The organism is Methanococcoides sp. (assembly GCF_030594565.1).
Classification (GTDB): Archaea; Halobacteriota; Methanosarcinia; order Methanosarcinales; family Methanosarcinaceae; genus Methanococcoides; species Methanococcoides seepicolus.
The window spans coordinates 1-15,897 of the sequence record NZ_JAUVEY010000032.1 but is presented as its reverse complement, the minus strand read 5'-3'; the positions used below and the strand labels follow the sequence as shown (position 1 = coordinate 15,897).

The window sequence follows — 15,897 nt, the reverse complement described above, 5'->3', positions numbered from 1 at the left end:
TCTATATTACATCACACTTTTATTTTAGCCCGATAGGGAGGGAAATCAAAAATTGAGTCAGCCTTGTGTTAATATTGGCATGGTGGGTCATGTCGATCATGGAAAAACGACGCTTGTAAGCGCGCTGTCCGGTGTATGGACAGATACGCACAGTGAAGAAATGAAGCGTGGTATATCTATTAGATTAGGGTATGCAGATACTACTTTCAGGAAGTGTCCTACTTGCCCGGAGCCTCAGGGCCTTAGCGTTGCTAAGACCTGTGAGCATTGTGGGACAAAAACGGAAGAGATCCGGACAGTGTCATTTGTAGATTCTCCTGGACACGAGACCCTGATGGCAACAATGCTCTCCGGAGCTGCTATCATGGATGGAGCTATTCTTGTCATTGCTGCGAACGAGGAATGTCCTCAGCCACAGACAAAGGAACATCTTATGGCCCTGAACATCATCGGTATCAAGAATATCGTGATCGTGCAGAACAAGATCGACCTTGTTCCAAAGGAAAAGGTCATTGAGCATTATCATCAGATCAAGGAGTTCGTTAAAGGAACGGTTGCAGAGGATGCACCAGTTGTTCCGATCTCCGCACAGCAGAACATCAATATCGATGTTCTCATCAGTGCGATGAACGAAATGATCCCGACTCCAGTGCAGAAACTTGACAAGCCTGCACACTTGCTTATTGCAAGGTCTTTCGATATCAACAAACCTGGAACACCTATTGATAAGATCTCAGGTGGCGTTATTGGTGGAACACTTACAGCAGGTTCATTAAAAGCAGGCGATGATATTGAGATACGTCCAGGACGTAAGTTCGAGATCGAGAATGCTGTTAGATGGGAACCTATCTTCACCAACATCAATCTTATAATTGCAGGGAAGGAAAAGGTCGATGAGGCAACTCCTGGTGGATTGCTTGCATTGGGAACCGGTCTGGACCCAAGTATCACAAAGAGTGATTCACTTACGGGACAGGTTGCAGGTGTGCCAGGTACATTGCCGCCAACGCGTGACTCGTTCACTCTTGAATTGAAGTTGCTTGAACGCGTAGTGGGTGTGTCTGATGAGGAATCCATTGGTAAGATCAAGACCAGTGAACCTCTGATGCTCAATGTCGGTACTGCAACTACTGTAGGTATCGTTACGAGTGCACGTGAGGATGTCGCAGAGGCAAAGTTAAAGCGTCCGGTATGTGCTGAGGCAGGCTCCATGGTAGCTATCAGTAGGCGTATTGGTTCACGCTGGCGACTTATTGGTGTTGGAGTAATCAAAGATTGAAGGTTATAATCGATACGAACGGTTTCATGATACCGGTTCAGTTCAAAGTAGACATCTTTGGTGAACTGGGGCGCCTCGGGTACGATGAGTTCGTTGTGCCCCAGGCGGTCGTCAACGAGCTCAAGTCCCTGGTCAAGAAGTACAGGGGCGAGAGCCGAACTGCAGCAAAGGTTGGACTTTCGTTATCAGATAGATGTACTCTCGTTGAAGGGGCAGGAATTGCGGACGATGTCATCCTCCAGCTTGCTCTTGATATGGATGCAGCGGTGCTGACCAATGATGTTGGTCTGGTAAAGCGTCTTAATGATGCGGATGTTAGCGTTGTGCGTTTGCGCCAGAAGAACCGTTTAGATATAATGTGACCATCATATTATAATTGTAGTAGCAGTTTAAATTAATGCAGGGCATATTGGAGATCGAGATATGTATAAAAGGATGAAACTTAAGGACACGATCCGTGTAGCTCCCCGTCTGTTGGGCGAAGATGTAGGAGTTAGCGTAAAGGATGCGTTAAAGGAGAAGCTTGAGGGCAGGGTCGATAAGGCGCTGGGCTCCATTGTCGCTGTCACTGATATTGAAGAGATAGGTGAAGGGCATATCCTTGTAGGAGACGGCGCTGTCTATTACGATGTGATCTTTGAAGCTATTGTATTCGTCCCAATACTTCAGGAGGTCATGGAAGGTCTGGTAGTAGAGACCGTAGAATTCGGTGCTTTTGTCAGCATTGGTGCTATGGATGGTCTTTTACACGTTAGCCAGATCACTGATGATTTCATGTCCTACGATGGTAAGAATGGTAGGCTTATTAGCAAGGTCGGAAACCGTACTCTTTCAGAAGGTGACAAAGTGCGTGCCCGTATCGTTGCTGTGAGCACCAATGAGAGAGAACCAAGGGACAGTAAGATCGGCCTGACAATGCGTCAGCATGCTCTGGGCAGGTTCGAATGGCTTGAGGATGCACGCAAGCCTAAGTCCGATGGATCTAAAAATAAAGATGAATAAACCGGGGTGTTTCTAAATGGTAGATCAGGTATGCCGTGAATGTCACAGGATCGTTACAGGTCAGACATGTCCTGTTTGCGCTTCAAGCAATTTGAGTGATGACTGGAGCGGACTTGTCATTATCGTTGATCCTCAACGTTCCATAATAGCAGAAATGATCGGCGTTGAAGTTGCCGATAAATACGCTTTGAAGGTGCGGTAAGTTGGGTTTACATATTTCCTTACCAGAAAGCCTTCGGCCTCTTTTAAGGAAACCTTTCGGGGTCTTGTATACAGGTACTGGCGGGGATGCTGTCAGAAGTCTTGTAGATGACCTCGACAATCCCACAATACTTATATCTGTGGGCGATGTTACTACTTTTCACTTGCTCGAATCAAACATCATTCCAGATATTCTGATCGTGGATGATAGGACAAAAAGGGCACCCGCTTCATCACAGGTCGTGTATGGAACAAAGCATAAGGGATTCACTGAGATAACAGTAGATAATCCCCCCGGGGTAATAACCGAGGATCTGATCGATGTGATAGGCGATGCGATCGTGTCTGATAAAAATGTCCGAATTTTCGTACAAGGCGAAGAAGATCTTGCAGCTTTGCCTGCGATACTAATGGCACCTCTGAATTCGGTGGTCCTTTATGGTCAACCGGACAAAGGTGTAATGCTTGTAAGGGTTACAGAATCCATAAAAGCAGAACTTAAGGATCTATTTGATAAGATCCTTGAAAAACAGGATCATAAAGAACAGTTATATAAAGTGCGGAGGAAATTAAATGGATATTAATATTACTGAAGACAAAAATAATGCGCTTCTCAACAGGCGTGAAGTGATGTTCGATGCAACATTCGAGGGTTCCACACCTTCAAGGATCGATGTCAGGGGCAAACTGGCTGCAATGCTTAACGTACCCCTTGAACTTGTCATCCTTCAGAAGTTCGAGAACAGCTACGGTATGTCTGCAGCAAATGGCTATGCAAAGATCTACGAAGATGCAGCTCGTATGAAGGTCGTAGAGAAAGAATATGTCCTCAAGAGAAACGAACTTCCTGAGGCAGAAGTTGTAGAAGAAGCAGGTGAGTAAACATGGCTGTCAAAGACTACTATAAAGTAAACGGCGAATCCATTGAAAGGCTAAGGCAGTTCTGCCCACGCTGCGGCGATGGTGTCTATCTTGCAGACCACAAGGACAGACTTACCTGTGGCAAATGCGGATACACTGAGTTCAAGAAATAATATTGACAAATGGCATCACCTTTGATGTGATGCTTTTTTTTTAGTTTTTACTTTAAATAACCAGGCTGAACAGCTTTTGCCATGGGCACTTTAAGTTCATTCAAGCTCTTTCTCTTCTCTGTAATTGCGAAGTGCAAGCTCAATGGTCGTATGAAGGCTGTTCTCTTCAAAAGGCTTGATAATATATCCGTAAGGCTTTGTTCTTTTAGCTCTCTCTAATATCTTGTCATCCGAATAGGCAGTGAGGAAAACTACTGGGACATCGAAGCTTTTTCGTATCTTGTCTGCAGCTTCGACTCCGTCCATATCACCTTTTAGCATAATGTCCATCAATATAAGGTCTGGAAATGTGATCTCCGCCTTACTGATCGCCTCTTCTCCCGATGACGCGATACTGGGGACAATGTATCCAAGGTTCTTAAGCATCTTCTTAATACCTAATGCGACGATCTTCTCGTCTTCCACTATCAGTATCTTGGTCTGGCTCATCATTTACCCTCTTTCAATTGTATTTTTCTTCTGTAAATTGAATTATGAACTTTGTTCCATTGTCCTTTTTAAGTTCAATGTTCCCATCGATCTGCTCAACAAGGTTCGTCACAAGCTGTAATCCAAGGGATTCGGTATCTCTGAAATCTATATCATCTGGTATGCCACTGCCATTATCGCTGACCGTTAGCATAAAATTGTCTCCGTGGTGCTCAATATCCACGGATATGATACCTTTCTCGTTCTCGTCCTTATCATCGAATGCATATTTAAGCGAGTTTGAAACAAGCTCATTAATGATAATTCCAAGTGGTACTGCAGTATCCATGTTCAGGAACACATCAGCGACATCAAGATCGATGGTGATGTTCCTGTTACCTACTACGTAGGATTGGGAAAGGTATGTAATAAGATTCTTTGTATAATCTGCAAAATCAATACTTTCCATATCCTCGGACTGATATAACTTCTCATGGACCAGTGCCATTGTCCTGACCCTGTCCTGGCTGTTCTTGAAAGCATCTCTTACTTTTTTGTCCTTGAACTTATCCGATTCCAGGTACAACAGTGTTGATATCACCTGCAGGTTATTCTTGATACGGTGATGGATCTCTTTCTTGCGAATTTCCTCTACCTTTAGTAATGCCTCTTCTGCACGTTTCCTTTCATCGATATTTACAATGATGCCTTGTAGATAATCCACATTTCCTTCTGCATTACGGCGGATAAAGGTCCTCTCATCAGCCCAGACGATTTTGCCATATTTGGTCAGTATCCGATATTCAATAGTAAACTCATTTGCTCCCTCGTCGCATTTTCTTTGTAGCTGTTCCTCCACTCTGGGGAGGTCCTGAGGGTAAACGATATCTGCATAAGTTACTTTACCGGATGCGAAATCCTCAGTTGAATATCCAAATTGTGAAATGTTCTTCGATACGAAATCAATAGGCCATCCTTTCTCCGCTCTCCACTTGAAAACAATGACAGGACTATTCTCAACAACCCTCTCCATCTCTTCTTTCATCTGGTTGGACTGTTCAAGCTCCTTTGAATATCGTATAAGCTCTTCTTCCGCTTTCTTCCGCTCGGTGGTTGCACTGTAAAGGGACTGTCTTGTCTTCTCGATACCGTCTGTAAGTATCCTGAAATCTCCTTCTCCCTTTAGTTTGATCTTACGGGTGAAATCCTCATTCTGGAATGCTGTCAGAACAGCGTTCGATTCATCGATAATGGCATTGAGCTTTGTTGCGAAACTATCGAGGGTATCTCCAATATGTTTGAACTCTCCTTTCAGGTCAGTTGCCACACGTGTCTGGAGCTCACCCTTTGCCAGTTCATTGGTAACTCGCATGGTCTCTGTCATAGGCTGTGTAAATGCATCAAGGATCTCATTCAAACCTAACGGTATGTTCTTGAAATCGATATCTACATCGGTATCAGCTCTGGCATGAAGTTCTCCGACCACAGCGGCATCTGACAGGTCCTTAAAATCAGCAACTATCTCATTGATGGGTCTTGTGACAAATCCGGCGATTATGGCTGCAAGTCCTGTCATGAAAATAATAGATATTGTGGATATCACAATGAGGTTGTTACGCAATTCAGTAACTCCAGCAAGCATTTCATCCTTTGGTACTACGAGAACAAAAGAGAAATTCCCTGTTTTGATAGGTTCGTAGAACATTACCACGGTCTTTCCTGTTGTAGGGTCGATAGTATCGATAAATCCACAGTTGCCTACTTTGATCTCATCTGCCATGGCGGTGATCTCAGGGACATTGAAATCATAAAGTGTTCTGTAGCCTATCCAGTCCTTCTGTTCAGGCTGCGAGATAAGGATGCCCGTATTTCCAGTCATGAATGCATATCCTGTGTCGAATATCTTCACTTCACTGACAACTTCATCAAGGTATGTGAGGGATACATCGACTCCGCCTATGCCGACAAACTCATCATCTTTGAAAATAGGCGTAACATAACTTACTATGAACACACCTTCGTAGAAATAGGGGTCAATGATATGATCGACCTTTGTTGTTTTTGGTAACTGGTAATAATCTGATTCCTCATAGTTCAATAATGGATCAATTGTCAGGTCTCCATTGATCCTGTTCCAGTATGGTATGAAGCGTCCGGTCTCATCATGACCTTCTGCGCTTATGAAAAGCTGGTCATTGCCATCAAAGGCATTTGGTTCATAGCATACATATGTTCCCAGAAGATTCGGGTTGCGTACTGCCACTTCCTTGAGTATATTATTCACTTCATCTCTGTTCGCAGAATCATAAGCGTTCATGGAATTGGCAATGGTCTGGCCTATTGCATGATTCTTACGCATATCGCTGTCAAAATAGTTGGCGAATCCCCTTGCATTTTCGATAGATTGCTCATAAGCGAGGGTCTCTTCCTGTGATGTGACCGTTGAAATAATTACGGATGTTGATGTTACCAATACTAATAGAACGCCGACTACGATGAAGAGTATAAGCTTTGATTTAAGGGATGTGTTCTTCCAGTCCATTTGTTTCACTCCCTTGCGTTTAGAGCTCCGTGATCCTTCTTGAAAGGTTCTGATAGTGAGTGAAAAGCTCTTCTCCCCATTTACTGGCACTTTCATCAAAGCTCATGATCTTTCTGTGATCATACATTCCTTCTTTGTTGAAGAAACAGAGATATGTAAATCTTTCAGTTACCGTTATTGTGGTAAGTTTAATGGAATCGTCACAAACGTACAGGTCAGCACTTCCTGATCCTGTTAGAAGCTCTAATTCTTTTGAACAGTCTGTTCTCATACGATTGAATACCGACTCTGTAAATATAAGTGTAAAATCGATCTCTTTTGAAAGGAGGTCTATGAACAATCTGGGATAAAGGGGATGGAAGTAGGAAATGAACATTTTCACATTCTTTGAACGTATTATGTTCTCGGTAAATTCTATTGGCAGGTCGAACATGTGATTAAGATCAGGTTCTATCAACATACATTGCCCGAGTTCCCCTATGCGGTATGAAAGGGATTCGGGGATGGATGTAAGGTCACGGGTTGCCCAGTATTCCATGTTCTCTTCAATAACGCCAAGTGTCTTTAAAAGTGGGGACATGTTCTTTACTATAATGCGACCGACATCGGATAGCTCATAATCATCAAGTTCGTTCTGTACTATCATGTCCTGTTCTTTGAGTATCTTGATCTGTGGCATCATGGCCTTTGAAGTGACATTAAGTGATGTCTTGATCTGGTCGATGTTCCTTGGACCTTCAACCAATAATAATAAAAGGTTCTTTCTTTTTTCAGAAAGCCATATAGTATCACTAAGCGATGATCTCATCTGTTATCTTCTATAAAATCCTGTATCAATAGTAATGACTCTTTCGGTTGTCTATAATAGATAGGGCTTTAAGGAATTGCATTTTTCAAAATCCTACAACTATTAACTGTATTTTGTCAGCTTATATACCAAAGCCTTTAGAAATTCTTATGCCTCTGGAATTTCTCAAGTCTTAGGAATATCCGATACCACTAGCGATTTCTCATGCCATCCGCAATTTCCGATGTCAGTAGGACTTACACGCCAAATTATGCTATATAAGATACTGTTTTTTCATTCTATGGTGGTGTGGAGTAATATCCTGCTGCCACGTCAATGTGGTTTTTTCCACATGGATGTAAAGGAGGTTGTAACACGGCAAACGAAGAATTATTTAAAACACTATCCGATGCGGTAGTAAGTTGCAAGAAAGATGATGTAATCGCTGCAGTAGGTAAAGCAAAAGGTAAGGCTCCAGCAGTAGAACTTATCGACAACGGTCTCGCAGCAGGTATGAACGAAGTTGGTGTACTCTTCGAGAGAGGAAAACTTTTCCTTCCACACGTTATGATGGCAGCAGATGCAATGTCCGCGGGTGTTGAATTACTTCAGGACGAGCTTGGTTCAAGCGGAGGCGCATCTTCTAAGCTCGGTGTTATCGTAAACGGTACCGTCGAGGGTGACGTTCACGACATTGGTAAGGCAATCGTATCAACAATGCTTCAGGCAGCAGGTTTTGAGGTCCACGATATTGGCAGGGATGTTCCTGTACAGAACTTCATTGACAAGATCAAGGAAACCAACGCAGATATGGTCGGTCTTTCCGCACTTATGACAACAACCCTTCAGGGCCAGAAAGAAGTCATTGAGCTTCTCAAAGAGAACGGACTCAGGGACAAGGTAAAGGTCATGGTCGGTGGCGCACCAGCAACTGATGCATGGGCAAAGAAATGTGGTGCAGACTGCTATGCAGAAAATGCAAGTGAAGCTGTAGCAAAAGCAAAAGAATTACTTCTCTGATCGATCGAGGTGTATAATATGGCAACAGAATATTTCTTAAGAATGGGTGACGGTCAGAAGATCTTCATGACAAAGGAAGACATCAGAGCTGACATCGAAGCAGGTAGTGCAGATGCAGCAGACCTTGGTGACATCCCAGCACTTTCCGAAAATGAAATGGAACACATGCTTGACATCATCACTTCACCTGGCAGGATTGTCGGTGTGGAGCCAGGCATGGAAGTTCCTGTAACTCACGATATCGGTGCTATCAGGATTGATGGTGACCAGGGTAACAGTGGTGTAGGTATTCCTTCAAGCAGACTTGTTGGTTCAATGATCCACGAGCGTGCTTTTGGTGCGGATACAATGGAACTCGGTCACATCGACTACAGTTACAAGCCTGTAAAGCCTGTCATCTCTCAGGAATGCCAGACAATGGAGTCCTGCCAGCAGAACATGATCATTCCTATGCTCTATGGCGCAATGCCAAACATGGGTCTTTACTACACTCCTGATGGTCCATTCGAGAACCCTGGCGATCTTATGAAAGCATTCAAGATCTCCGAAGCACAGGATTCTATTTCCCATGCTGCAGAGCACGGTATCCGCGACATGACCTGGATCATGCAAAAACTCCAGAATGTTGGTTGTGACGGTGTCAACTTCGATACCATCGGTGCAGCCGGTGACGGTGACATGTATGCATCCCTTCATTCTATCGAAGCATTGAGGAAAGAATTCCCGGGAATCTACATTGAAGCAGGTATGGCAGGAGAACTTGTTCTCGGTATGCACGGAGAGCTTGAGTACGATGGTACAGTACTTGCAGGTCTGTGGCCACATCAGCAGGCACCACTTGTAGCAAAGGCAGGAGCAAACATATTCGGTCCTGTATGTAATACCAATACCAGCAGGACATCCGCATGGAACCTTGGTCGTTCAGTAACATTCACAAAGGCAGCTGTTGAGGCATCAACAATTCCATGTCACGCAGATATGGGTATGGGTGTAGGTGGTATCCCAATGCTTGAGACCCCGCCAATAGATGCAGTAACAAGGGCAAGCAAAGCAATGGTCGAGATCGCTGGTGTCGATGGTATATAGATCGGTGTTGGTGACCCAATGGGTATGCCAATCTCACACATCATGGCTTCCGGTATGACCGGTATCAGGGCAGCTGGTGACCTTGTTGCAAGGATGCAGTTTGACAAGAACATGAGAATCGGTGAAGCAAAGGACTTCGTAGCAAAGAAACTCGGTGTTTCAAATGCAGATCTCTCCGACGAGTATGTCATGAGGGAACTCAGGGAAGAGCTCGACATTGGTGTAATCACATCAGTTCCTGGCTGCGCAAAGGGTATTGCAGCTAAGATGAACATCGAGAAGCTTCTCGGTATAGACATCAACTGCTGTGATAAGTTCAGGGAAATTACGGGTTAAATCCCTTCTGCATATACTGATATGAAGGTCCTGGCATTTGTCAGGTCCTTTTCAGTTTTTTGATCTGACAGGAAGTATTTATTAGAAAAGGAGTGTGATGTAATATGTCTGAGGAAAAGAAATCGGGTGTAGACTGGAAGCACGCAGAACAGTGTGCAAAGGTCGTCTGTGAAGCCGGTGAGCTTGAACGATCGATCGATTGGAAACAGGGATTGGCTATTGCTATTGGTGTACCTTTATTGATCTTACCTTCGATTGGTTATTTTGCCAGCTATTTATGGTCCGCTGCTATTATTGTATGGGGTCTTTCTGTATTCCAGGGTTTTATGCAGAACCTCGCTTATGGTGAACTCGCAACTACATTCCCTAATGCATCCGGTCTGCCTGGATTTGCACAGAATGTTTTTAAGTCACCTAATCATGAAGGAAAGTACGACAAGGGTAAACTGATCGGTGGATTCAGTGCATGGAGCTACTGGTTCGCATGGAACCCTGTACTTGCTATCTTCGCAATTCTTATTGGTTTTTATCTTCACAGTTTGTTCCCTTCACTGGCAGCAACTTTCTCCCAGTACCAGCTTTCACTTATCGCAGGTATTGTGATATTCGGTGGATTGATACTTGTGAACTACCGTGGACTTTCAAGTGGTGCTACTGTAGGTTATATCCTCGCAGCTTTCTCACTTATTCCAATGGCAATTATTACACTGGCACCTTATGCAACCGGTGACTTTGTAATGTCTAACATCACCAGTACCTGGCTGCCAACTGATTGGGCATGGGATTTCCATCATATCCTGATCTTGCTTGGTATCTTTGCAATAGCTCAGTGGAGTGCTTGCGCATGGGAAACTGCAGCTATCTATGGTCCGGAATATAAGAAACCTGGCTCTGATGTACCAAAGGCATTGTTCTCCTGTGGTGCTATCTGTCTGGTAGCTTTCATCCTTGTACAGATGACCGTTACAGGTGTTCTTGGCATCGATGGTATTGCAGCTGCACCAATTGACCCAATGCTTCCGCTTGCACAGATAGCACTCGGTGACTTCGGTTCAACGATCGCTATTGTCATGCTCATTGCAGCAATGGTCCTTATCATCCAGACTGCATACCTTGGTGCTTCAAGGGCAATGCACTCAATGGCAACTGAAGGAAATCTTCCTAAAGTATTTGCAAAGACAAACCCTCATGGTACTCCTGTCCTTGCAATGGTCGTTATCGGTATCTTCAACCTTGTCCTGATCTCAATGGGCACTCCATCAGCTATCCTCGCTGCATCAGCAATCGGATATGTTTGTGCTAACGGTATCAGCCTTTTCGCATACGTAAAGGCAAAGGGAGACCCACATCTTGCTGGTCTTGACAGGCCATTCAAGGCACCAACAGGATGGAAGAACGTTGCACTGCTCTTCGGTCTTTTCAACCTTCCACTCTGTCTGGTCGGTGTGATCTACCTTAACAGCGTTGAAGGAACCTGGTTCTCAACTCTTGTCGGGATCGGTGTGCTTGGTCTGTATGTCCCAATGTGGTTCTACTCCCAGCATGAGGCACATGTTGACAAGATGGCTGCTGTAAATCTAAGTATGGTACCAGAACTTTCAAGGAAAAAGTGATGGTATAAACAGCTCCTTTATTTGTCCAAAGATCCCGGATCTTTCCGGGAACTTTTCTTTTTTATTCAGCTGATGAATTTTGGTTATCTAATAAGTGTTGTGTAAATTATGGGTGGTTCTATGGTTATGGTCGAAGAGGTATCTGATGTTTCATATGAGGATCTTGAAGTGGTCTTTGTTTGGAATTCTGAGTATGGGTGGCCTATTGAGTTTGTTTCTGATAATGTTGCCATGTTTGGTTATGATGCAGATGATTTCATGTCCAAAGGGTTGAATTATGAAGATATTATTCACCCTGCTGATCTGGAAATGGTTAGGAAGGCATTGTCCGTTTATTCTGATGGTCCTGTTGATCCTGATGGGGTATTTGTACAGGAGTATCGTATTTTTACATCTAATGGTGATGTCAGATGGGTTCGCGAAAAGATGCTGATCGTTTATGATGAGCGCGGGTTGATGGAACGTCTGGAATGTAGTATCGTTGATATTAGCGATGAAAAGAAGATAACTGATTTCATGTTCATTCAAAGGGAAATGGGGACTGATCAGAATTGGTCTGGCAATCTTGAGGAGTCAATGGGTGCTCTTCTTAAATTGACAACACAGTTAGATGCTATTAATGCCGGTGCTCTCTATATGCTGGATGATGTCACTGGCGGACTTGTCCTCGTAAGACATAAAGGTCTCTCGGATGGTTTTTTGAGTTGTATCTCCTATTTCGATCATAATTCTATTCAGTTCAATTTTGCGGAGAAAGGTTTTCCTATATACAAGCATTATTCGGAGATCTACCCTTTTATTTCAGGTTCGTGCCTTAATGATGAGGGTCTTCAGGGTACTGCGATAATTCCTATCCATCACGAGGGGCATTTTATGGGAATGCTTTTTGCAGCATCATCTTCTGAGTGCATTATTCCTGAGAATGACCGTGATTCTCTTGATGTGATCAAGTCGCTTACGGGTCTTATGATAAATAATGTGAATATGTCTGTAAAGGTGGATGGAATTCGGTTTGACCTTACTTGATATTCTTTGTTATTGTGGTTACATGTGTATGATCCTGGGCTGGAATATTTGTTTGGGGACTGTATTATGAAAGATGCGCAGATCGTAGTAGTTGAGGATGAACTTATCGTCGGTATGATGATAAAGTTGAAGCTGGCGAAAATGGGGTACTGTGTGTCAGGCCTGGCTTCAAGAGGAGTTGATGCTATCGCAATGGTCGAGAAGGTCCGACCTGATCTGGTGCTCATGGATATACGTTTAAAAGGCGGTATCAATGGGGTGGAGACCGCGATGAAGATACGGGAAATGTCAAATACTCCTATCGTTTTCATTACTGCCGATTCTTCCCGTGAAACGAGGGAGATGGCAGAACTTGCCAATCCTCAGGGTTTTTTGCTCAAACCATTTATGGACGAAGAGCTTGGGTCTATTGTTGATTCTGTGTTATCTAATTCTGTGGAGACGGCAATGGTGGTAACTGTGAATGTCTGATCTGGCATAAGTTCTCTTAGTCAGCATCTTCTTCTATTTTCATTTAATGTTCTGCTTCATCTCTTTTTTTGTAGTTACAACGGCGAGGGGTTGTATTTCTCATGCGAGGTTAATTATCTCTAGTTTGCGCCTTTATTTTTTCCTATAAAGGCATTTATAATTTTTCAATGCATAATGTTTATATATAACATCTCCTTTTAGGAAAATCACATTATCACTTAAAAACGAATTGAATTTGGTGTATATACAATAATAGTTACTCTCGTAGCTTAAATTGAATACTCAACTTCATATAGAGCGTGAAAAAATGGTAGAAATGGAAGATGTTATCATTGGTGCTTTCGCCTTTGCAGGAATTGCTACATTGATCCTTTATATGCTCACAAACCCTGGTGGATCTATTCCTTTCAATCTTCAGGAAGTTGCCGTGGGCTCTGTCGCGGTGTTCGTATTCAGTAAGGTCGCTTTCTTGTCAAGCTTCTAAAGTTTATTTTCCCCCTTTATTACATTTTTAGGGGATCTATTTGAGATTGCTTGACACATTTCTTTTAGTTCTCTTAAATTCCTTCATATGATATTTTTAATGCTGATAAGGAGTATTTTTGAGCTTAAGGGGGATGGTATGGGTCAGAATTGTTGTGATGTCTGTAAGGTCTATGGGGAATGTTCAAAGCTTAGGTTGAACCAGACGGTTGATGATCTTGGGGAGAATAAGAGATTTGCTGCTTGCTTGTATGCTTGTGAGATGGAGTATCGGAAGGTAGTTGGTGATGCGTGACGCAAAGGTGGGTATAAGTTACCGCTCTGCATATATTGAAATGGTCTCATCCAAACAGTGTAATTGAAAATAATGTGGGAATTCGAAAATATAGTTATCATACCAGAAGTGAAATGGTCTGTATGATCTGTGTTTTGCGAATGCGGGTATTTTAATGAATTGTTGTAATTTTATGATGCTTTTTAAAAGTAAAAAATAGGAGTGAATATTCATGAATGATAATACTTTAAATAATGATGAAATGCAAGGGTCTGATGTCAATGAAGCTGATGGGGCATGCAGGAGTGGAAGTTGCTGCAGTTTTAAAATGTGGGTACTGATCGGTATCGCACTGGGACTTCTCTGGTATTTCGCAAATTGAAGCAAAGGGTGGATGCTTCTTTGCTTTTTTTAATTGAATGTGTCATCCTTCGCAAGATCCACTGAGGGTCGAAATATTGTCTTTCTCCTGGGGGCATGCTCTAGAAGTTTATTCAGGTTCCTGGAGTTTACTTGATTCCTGCAAGTATTGGTGCTATTCTTACTGTTTTAAACCGTTATGATGTCCTGAAATTCAACTTTTTTCAGTAAGCACTAGTTGTATGTTACTTACGTCAACAAATTCTTAAACCATTTGTAAGCTATAAGCTCAAACGCAATTTTAATATCAAAAACCCATATGTATTACTACAAACTTAGTAGAATTATAAAAAAAAGTTAATGGTGCTCCGATGGGGATTCGAACCCCAGTCGCAGGAGTGAGAGTCCTGTATGATTGGCCGTGCTACACTATCGGAGCACACGGGTTTGCTGCTTTTAACATCCCCTAAAAGCAACCAATTCTATTTATAACTTTCGTCGAAATAGATAATTGGAAGTTCGCATTATGCGAACATTCCGGCCGGGGTGTTGACTTCTTCCTCGGAAACTACTTTCTCGAAAGCATCGAGGAAGTCTTTCATGGTGATCATGTCGCCTCTTCTTCTGAGCACGAACATGCCTGCCTCTTTAACTATGACATTAAGGTCTGCACCACTAAGGCCATCGGTCATATTTGCGATCTTGGCAAGGTCGAGATCTTTCTCAAGATTCATCTTCCTTGTATGGATCTTCAATATTTCCTCTCTTGCCTTTTCATCGGGTATGGGTATCTCGATTATACGGTCAAACCTTCCCGGGCGCAAAAGAGCCGGGTCAAGCAGGTCTATCCTGTTGGTCGCAGCTATGATCTTCACATTGCCACTGGGGTCGAAACCATCCATCTCAGCCAAAAGTTGGAGCATCGTACGATTAACTTCCGCAGAGCCGGTCGTTCCATCATGGGTTCTCATGCCACCGACTGCATCGATCTCATCAATGAACAGTATGGATGGGGACTTTTCTCTGGCAAGCTGGAAAACATCCTTTACGAGCCTTGCGCCCTCTCCAATGAACTTCTGTACAAGATCTGAGCCTGACATACGAATGAATGTCGCATGTGCTCTTGATGCAACTGCTTTTGCAATAAGTGTCTTTCCTGTTCCGGGGCTGCCATACATAAGGACACCACTTGGTGGTTCAATACCGAGGTTCTCAAAAAGTTCCGGTTCTGTAAGTGGCAGCTCAACTGACTCAATGACTTCTTTGAGCACCTCATCAAGACCGCCTATCATATCATAATCTATGCCGGGTGAATCGATAAGTTCCATCATCTGTGCACGAACATCGGCTGCCCTGCTGATGATCGAGATGATCGCGAACGCAGCATTGATGCTTACGCGCATGCCCGGTTCGAGGACCCCTTCCATTTCAGATGATATCCTCGTCATAACTTCCTGATTATTGCCATGCTGGCGCAGGAGTGCCATACCATCTTCTATCTCCATGACACTGGCAATGAACAGCGGTGGTGTCGTTAAGTGGTCAAGCTGGTCCTTAAGCTGATCCATCTCTGACTGGCACTTGTTCACCATTATATTGGTTTCAAGAAGTTTTGCCTTCATTGTTTCGTTCTGGACCTTCAGGACCTCGTTCTCACTGATCACTTCTTTGATGTCCATTTCCTGTATCTCCTCAGTATTGTGGTCATCACCGTTGGAAGCCATGTCAGAGGACATATTTTCTGTTGTTGATCCTTCACTTAAATCGGTCATGCTGCCTTCTTATAACATCATGTAATATAAAACAACTGCGTGTTAGAAAATGTCTCATCCTTTAAGGATTCTTTTATCCCTATTGGGCACGCCTTTTTGTTCAATTTGTATTTATGGTGGGGTCTTTATCGCTTTAAATACTA

General features: G+C 43.3%; 18 protein-coding genes, 1 tRNA gene and 1 pseudogene. 15 read left to right on the top strand and 5 right to left on the bottom strand.

All coding sequences use genetic code 11. The annotated features are described in order from the left end of the window. Window positions 1-52: 52 nt before the first annotated feature. From QAS77_RS04415 to QAS77_RS04385, 7 genes are all read left to right on the top strand, one after another. Entirely contained in the window at window positions 53-1,279 is a 1,227-nt protein-coding gene (locus QAS77_RS04415) for a translation initiation factor IF-2 subunit gamma (protein WP_305064259.1), read from the top strand. Further along, complete coding sequence (locus tag QAS77_RS04410) at window positions 1,276-1,641, top strand: DNA-binding protein (protein ID WP_250868500.1); 366 nt, start codon at window positions 1,276-1,278, stop codon at window positions 1,639-1,641. The genes QAS77_RS04415 and QAS77_RS04410 overlap by 4 nt, the downstream gene beginning before the upstream one ends. A gap of 61 nt (window positions 1,642-1,702) precedes the next feature. Continuing rightward, window positions 1,703-2,281 carry a DNA-directed RNA polymerase gene (locus tag QAS77_RS04405; RefSeq protein WP_250868499.1) on the top strand — a complete coding sequence of 193 codons (579 nt, stop codon included), beginning with the start codon at window positions 1,703-1,705 and terminating at the stop codon, window positions 2,279-2,281. A gap of 16 nt (window positions 2,282-2,297) precedes the next feature. Beyond that, the gene (spt4, locus tag QAS77_RS04400) at window positions 2,298-2,483 is read left to right on the top strand and encodes a transcription elongation factor subunit Spt4 (RefSeq protein WP_250868498.1); all 186 of its coding nucleotides are present in this window, start codon (window positions 2,298-2,300) and stop codon (window positions 2,481-2,483) included. Between the two features lies 1 nt (window position 2,484). Further along, window positions 2,485-3,066, top strand: coding sequence for a GTP-dependent dephospho-CoA kinase family protein (locus QAS77_RS04395; protein ID WP_305064258.1), 582 nt, complete (start codon window positions 2,485-2,487; stop codon window positions 3,064-3,066). Continuing rightward, window positions 3,056-3,364 (top strand): 30S ribosomal protein S24e, encoded by a 309-nt coding sequence (locus tag QAS77_RS04390; RefSeq protein WP_305064257.1) that lies wholly within the window; start codon window positions 3,056-3,058, stop codon window positions 3,362-3,364. The genes QAS77_RS04395 and QAS77_RS04390 overlap by 11 nt, the downstream gene beginning before the upstream one ends. 2 nt (window positions 3,365-3,366) lie before the next feature. Next, entirely contained in the window at window positions 3,367-3,516 is a 150-nt protein-coding gene (locus QAS77_RS04385; RefSeq protein ID WP_011500280.1) for a 30S ribosomal protein S27ae, read from the top strand. 96 nt (window positions 3,517-3,612) lie between these two features. On the opposite strand, the gene QAS77_RS04380 is transcribed toward QAS77_RS04385, so the two are convergent. Genes QAS77_RS04380 through QAS77_RS04370 form a run of 3 tightly spaced genes read right to left on the bottom strand, consistent with a single transcriptional unit; the run spans window position 3,613 to window position 7,334 of the window. Further along, complete coding sequence (locus QAS77_RS04380; protein ID WP_250869144.1) at window positions 3,613-4,005, bottom strand: response regulator; 393 nt, start codon at window positions 4,003-4,005, stop codon at window positions 3,613-3,615. 13 nt (window positions 4,006-4,018) lie between these two features. Beyond that, window positions 4,019-6,526 carry a histidine kinase dimerization/phosphoacceptor domain -containing protein gene (locus QAS77_RS04375; RefSeq protein WP_305064256.1) on the bottom strand — a complete coding sequence of 836 codons (2,508 nt, stop codon included), beginning with the start codon at window positions 6,524-6,526 and terminating at the stop codon, window positions 4,019-4,021. 19 nt (window positions 6,527-6,545) lie between these two features. Continuing rightward, window positions 6,546-7,334 (bottom strand): helix-turn-helix transcriptional regulator, encoded by a 789-nt coding sequence (locus QAS77_RS04370; RefSeq protein WP_305064255.1) that lies wholly within the window; start codon window positions 7,332-7,334, stop codon window positions 6,546-6,548. Window positions 7,335-7,649: 315 nt separating this feature from the next. Between QAS77_RS04370 and mtbC the strand changes: the two genes are divergently transcribed. From mtbC to QAS77_RS04330, 8 genes and pseudogenes are all read left to right on the top strand, one after another. Continuing rightward, complete coding sequence (gene mtbC, locus QAS77_RS04365; protein WP_250869133.1) at window positions 7,650-8,333, top strand: dimethylamine corrinoid protein MtbC; 684 nt, start codon at window positions 7,650-7,652, stop codon at window positions 8,331-8,333. A gap of 18 nt (window positions 8,334-8,351) precedes the next feature. After that, window positions 8,352-9,755: pseudogene (mtbB, locus tag QAS77_RS04360) on the top strand ([dimethylamine--corrinoid protein] Co-methyltransferase). 104 nt (window positions 9,756-9,859) lie between these two features. After that, window positions 9,860-11,368, top strand: coding sequence for an APC family permease (locus QAS77_RS04355; protein ID WP_305064254.1), 1,509 nt, complete (start codon window positions 9,860-9,862; stop codon window positions 11,366-11,368). A gap of 120 nt (window positions 11,369-11,488) precedes the next feature. Continuing rightward, window positions 11,489-12,394, top strand: coding sequence for a GAF domain-containing protein (locus QAS77_RS04350; RefSeq protein ID WP_250869137.1), 906 nt, complete (start codon window positions 11,489-11,491; stop codon window positions 12,392-12,394). A 66-nt stretch (window positions 12,395-12,460) separates the two neighbouring features. Then, on the top strand, window positions 12,461-12,865 hold the full coding sequence (locus QAS77_RS04345) for a response regulator (protein ID WP_305064253.1): 405 nt from the start codon (window positions 12,461-12,463) through the stop codon (window positions 12,863-12,865). 307 nt (window positions 12,866-13,172) lie between these two features. Continuing rightward, complete coding sequence (locus QAS77_RS04340; protein WP_250869140.1) at window positions 13,173-13,349, top strand: hypothetical protein; 177 nt, start codon at window positions 13,173-13,175, stop codon at window positions 13,347-13,349. 87 nt (window positions 13,350-13,436) lie between these two features. Further along, entirely contained in the window at window positions 13,437-13,643 is a 207-nt protein-coding gene (locus QAS77_RS04335) for a hypothetical protein (RefSeq protein ID WP_305064252.1), read from the top strand. A 211-nt stretch (window positions 13,644-13,854) separates the two neighbouring features. Continuing rightward, the gene (locus QAS77_RS04330) at window positions 13,855-14,004 is read left to right on the top strand and encodes a hypothetical protein (protein WP_305064251.1); all 150 of its coding nucleotides are present in this window, start codon (window positions 13,855-13,857) and stop codon (window positions 14,002-14,004) included. A 339-nt stretch (window positions 14,005-14,343) separates the two neighbouring features. On the opposite strand, the gene QAS77_RS04325 is transcribed toward QAS77_RS04330, so the two are convergent. Continuing rightward, window positions 14,344-14,421, bottom strand: a tRNA-Glu gene (locus tag QAS77_RS04325). 85 nt (window positions 14,422-14,506) lie between these two features. Next, on the bottom strand, window positions 14,507-15,754 hold the full coding sequence (locus tag QAS77_RS04320) for a proteasome-activating nucleotidase (protein ID WP_442920357.1): 1,248 nt from the start codon (window positions 15,752-15,754) through the stop codon (window positions 14,507-14,509). Window positions 15,755-15,897: the final 143 nt, after the last annotated feature.

Coding starts and splice junctions, on each gene's coding strand:
- QAS77_RS04405 (WP_250868499.1), top strand. CDS start 1,703: ATGTATAAAAGGATGAAACTTAAGGACACGATCCGTGTAGCTCCCCGT.
- spt4 (WP_250868498.1), top strand. CDS start 2,298: ATGGTAGATCAGGTATGCCGTGAATGTCACAGGATCGTTACAGGTCAG.
- QAS77_RS04390 (WP_305064257.1), top strand. CDS start 3,056: ATGGATATTAATATTACTGAAGACAAAAATAATGCGCTTCTCAACAGG.
- QAS77_RS04385 (WP_011500280.1), top strand. CDS start 3,367: ATGGCTGTCAAAGACTACTATAAAGTAAACGGCGAATCCATTGAAAGG.
- QAS77_RS04380 (WP_250869144.1), bottom strand. CDS start 4,005: ATGAGCCAGACCAAGATACTGATAGTGGAAGACGAGAAGATCGTCGCA.
- QAS77_RS04375 (WP_305064256.1), bottom strand. CDS start 6,526: ATGGACTGGAAGAACACATCCCTTAAATCAAAGCTTATACTCTTCATC.
- QAS77_RS04370 (WP_305064255.1), bottom strand. CDS start 7,334: ATGAGATCATCGCTTAGTGATACTATATGGCTTTCTGAAAAAAGAAAG.
- mtbC (WP_250869133.1), top strand. CDS start 7,650: ATGTGGTTTTTTCCACATGGATGTAAAGGAGGTTGTAACACGGCAAAC.
- QAS77_RS04355 (WP_305064254.1), top strand. CDS start 9,860: ATGTCTGAGGAAAAGAAATCGGGTGTAGACTGGAAGCACGCAGAACAG.
- QAS77_RS04350 (WP_250869137.1), top strand. CDS start 11,489: ATGGTTATGGTCGAAGAGGTATCTGATGTTTCATATGAGGATCTTGAA.
- QAS77_RS04345 (WP_305064253.1), top strand. CDS start 12,461: ATGAAAGATGCGCAGATCGTAGTAGTTGAGGATGAACTTATCGTCGGT.
- QAS77_RS04340 (WP_250869140.1), top strand. CDS start 13,173: ATGGTAGAAATGGAAGATGTTATCATTGGTGCTTTCGCCTTTGCAGGA.
- QAS77_RS04335 (WP_305064252.1), top strand. CDS start 13,437: ATGATATTTTTAATGCTGATAAGGAGTATTTTTGAGCTTAAGGGGGAT.
- QAS77_RS04330 (WP_305064251.1), top strand. CDS start 13,855: ATGAATGATAATACTTTAAATAATGATGAAATGCAAGGGTCTGATGTC.
- QAS77_RS04320 (WP_442920357.1), bottom strand. CDS start 15,754: ATGACCGATTTAAGTGAAGGATCAACAACAGAAAATATGTCCTCTGAC.